4 protein-coding genes are annotated in these 2,747 nt (G+C 64.4%); 1 reads left to right on the top strand and 3 read right to left on the bottom strand.

What is annotated here, in order from left to right:
• Window positions 1-402: isocitrate/isopropylmalate family dehydrogenase (locus tag ABF821_RS20700; protein ID WP_415531435.1), on the top strand; the 402-nt coding region annotated here is incomplete at its 5' end.
• 60 nt (window positions 403-462) lie between these two features.
• Here the strand turns inward: ABF821_RS20700 and ABF821_RS20695 are convergent.
• The 3 genes from ABF821_RS20695 to ABF821_RS20685 form a co-directional block, all read right to left on the bottom strand.
• Window positions 463-609 (bottom strand): hypothetical protein, encoded by a 147-nt coding sequence (locus ABF821_RS20695; RefSeq protein ID WP_415531434.1) that lies wholly within the window; start codon window positions 607-609, stop codon window positions 463-465.
• Between the two features lie 201 nt (window positions 610-810).
• Window positions 811-1,635, bottom strand: a complete 825-nt coding sequence (locus tag ABF821_RS20690; protein WP_183009670.1) for a family 1 encapsulin nanocompartment shell protein — start codon at window positions 1,633-1,635, stop codon at window positions 811-813.
• 1 nt (window position 1,636) lies between these two features.
• Window positions 1,637-2,674: a Dyp-type peroxidase gene (locus tag ABF821_RS20685; RefSeq protein ID WP_415531433.1), complete on the bottom strand. Its 1,038-nt coding sequence runs from the start codon at window positions 2,672-2,674 to the stop codon at window positions 1,637-1,639.
• Window positions 2,675-2,747 lie beyond the last annotated feature (73 nt).

The raw sequence follows: 2,747 nt of genomic DNA, 5'->3' as shown, positions 1-2,747 counted from the left end.
GGCGACGTGGAGAGCGACATCGTGGCGCAGGGCTTCGGCAGCCTGGGGCTGATGACCTCGGTCCTGCTGAACCCGACCGGCGACGTGGTGGAATCCGAGGCCGCGCATGGCACGGTGACGCGCCATTATCGCGAGCACCAGAAGGGCCGGCCGACCAGCACGAACCCGATCGCCTCGATCTTCGCTTGGACGCGCGGGCTGGCCTATCGCGGCCGGTTCGACGACACGCCCGACGTGACCCATTTCGCCGAGACGCTGGAGCGCGTCTGCGTCGAGACGGTCGAGGCGGGACAGATGACCAAGGACCTGGCCCTGCTGATCGGGCCGGATGCGAAATGGCTGACGACCCAGGATTTCCTGGCGGTGCTGGACACCAACCTGCGCAAGGCGATCGTCGCCTGACGCACGGGGCGGCCAGGCCATCAGGCCCGGCCGCCCCATGCTCTTTCTGGCGGGATGCCCTTATTTGTCTTCGAGGGTCTTTTTCCCGAGGACGACCAGTTCGTCCGCTTCCATTCCTTCGGGATTATGGGTCGCCTTTCTGGCGATTTCCTTTTCCAGGTCGCTCGCATGCTCGCCGCCTTTGAGGACGTGTTCGGCGATGCGCATGACCTCTTCCCTGGTCAGAAGCTTCGGCGAGTGCATCGCCTTGCGCCCGAGGTCCCGCAGGGAACTGGCGGCGTGGGGAACGCGATCGTGAGACATATTCCATCCTGCTCGCATGATTGAAAAGCGACGCGCTGACGAAGCGGTTTTTCGAATCCGCTCGTCAGGGGAATTGAACGCGGCGCGGGTGCGGGACGTTCCCGCTCAGGGTGTTGAAACGGCCTTTGCGTCCGCGGCCCTGATCGCCACGGTCGCCTCGCTGGTCAGGACGCGGAAGACGAAGCTTTCCTCGAGATACAGTTCGACCGTATCGGCCGTGTGGCTGAGATAGCCGATCGAGACATCCTGTCCGATATCGAGCGCCAGGTCGCCGCCGCGCATGGTGACGACGAAGGCGCCTTCGATCGCCGGTGCCCAGACAAGCTTGCCGTCGATCATGCTTTCGATGTGCCTGCGCACGGGATAGCCGTCATCGTCGCCGGCGCTGACGGCCAGATAGGCCTGTGCCCCCAGCACGACCGAATAGGGGCCGTTCACGCCCGCCAGCCGCAGCGTGTTGAGTGCTTCGGCGATGACCCGCGGGTAGTCCTGGGCCAGTGCCGGAAGCGTGAGCGGAGTATTGGAGCTTGCCGCGCGAATGCCCTGGATGCCCGCGGCGGCGTACCCGTCGAATATGGCGCGATCTTCAGCGAATGCGATGGTCTTCGCGGCATCCTTGACCGGCTGCCAATCCGAATCCTGCGAGCCGCGATCGACGGCGTCGATCTCTTCCCGTGACAGGGTGAAGGGAACCCGCAATTCGACGAGCGGCAGGATTTCGCGCTTTACGGCGCGCATGCCGCCTTCGGGCGCGTCGATCCGGCTGGCGCGCCCCGTGCCGATTCCCGCCAGTGCAAGCCCGCGCGGCTCGGACGTATCGACCACGCGCCGACCCGCCAGATGGCGCCGGATCGTGCGGGCGGCTTCTTCTTCGATCTGCTCCCAGGCCGCGCTGGAAACGGGTGCGAGATGGCGATGGAGGTTGTTCATGTTACGGTTTCTCTTTCAGTGAGCCGATACCCAGGGAGGTGCGGCCGGAATCGCGGGTTTCGGGCGCCGGAGTCCCGGACATGTCGTGCCCTGCCGGGTGCGGGGACGGCAGGTCGGGCGCGTCGTCGAGAAAGTCGGCGGTGGGAATGAAGAACAGCGCGCCCGTGATGGCGGTGCTGACATCGAGAATCCGGTCGTAATTGCCCGGCGGCTTGCCCACGAACATGTTTTGCAGCATCTGTTCCGTGCGGGCGGGCGAGCGGGCGTAGCCGATGAAATAGGTCCCGAATTCGCCTTTGCCGACCTCGCCGAACGGCATGTTGTCGCGCAGGATCTGAAGCTGCTCGCCATCTTCCTCGATGTTCGTCAGAACATTGTGCGCGTAGCTCTTCTTGTTGAAATCGCGCTGTTCGATGTCGGACAGCTTGTGCCGGCCGATGATGTCTTCCTGCGTTTCGACCGGCATCGCGTTCCATTTTTTGAGGTCGTGCAGGTATTTCTGGACGATGACATAGCTGCCGCCGGCAAAATCCGGGTCTTCGTCGCCGATGATGGTGGCGTCAATCGCCGCCTGGCCGGACGGGTTTTCGGTGCCGTCGACGAAGCCCAGCAGGTCGCGTTCGTCGAAATATTTGAACCCGTGCACTTCGTCGGTCACGGTCGCGGCGCCTTCGAGGCGCGAGACGATCGTGCTGGCCAGTTCGAAGCACAGATCCATCCGCGTGGCGCGGATATGGAACAGGAGATCGCCCGGTGTGGACGGCGCGTGATGCACGCCGTGAATTTCCACGAACGGATGCAGGTCCTTCGGGCGCGGCCCGCCGAAGAGCACGCCCCACGCATCCGAGCCGATTCCGGTCACGCAACTGAGGCGACCGTCGGGCGCGCGGAAGCCGATGCCCCGCAGCAGCGAGGACATGTCGCCCAGCAGATCCCGGACCTGCGCGCCGATCGCGGCATCCGCGCCGTCATGCAATGTGACGATCAGGAACATCGCGGCTCGGGTCAATTTTGCGTCAACGGGTTGAGGCGTGGTCAAGACTCGAAAACTCCTTGCCGGGTCGTATCTGGCCTGATGTGTCCGGAGAGGGGGTCAGAGAGGGGGCCAGGGG

Origin of the sequence: Gluconacetobacter sp. (assembly GCF_047721585.1) — a bacterium.
GTDB classification, from domain to species: domain Bacteria; phylum Pseudomonadota; class Alphaproteobacteria; order Acetobacterales; family Acetobacteraceae; genus Gluconacetobacter; species Gluconacetobacter dulcium.
Note: the sequence above shows the minus strand (reverse complement) of the source record. Positions and strands in the feature narration are given on the sequence as shown.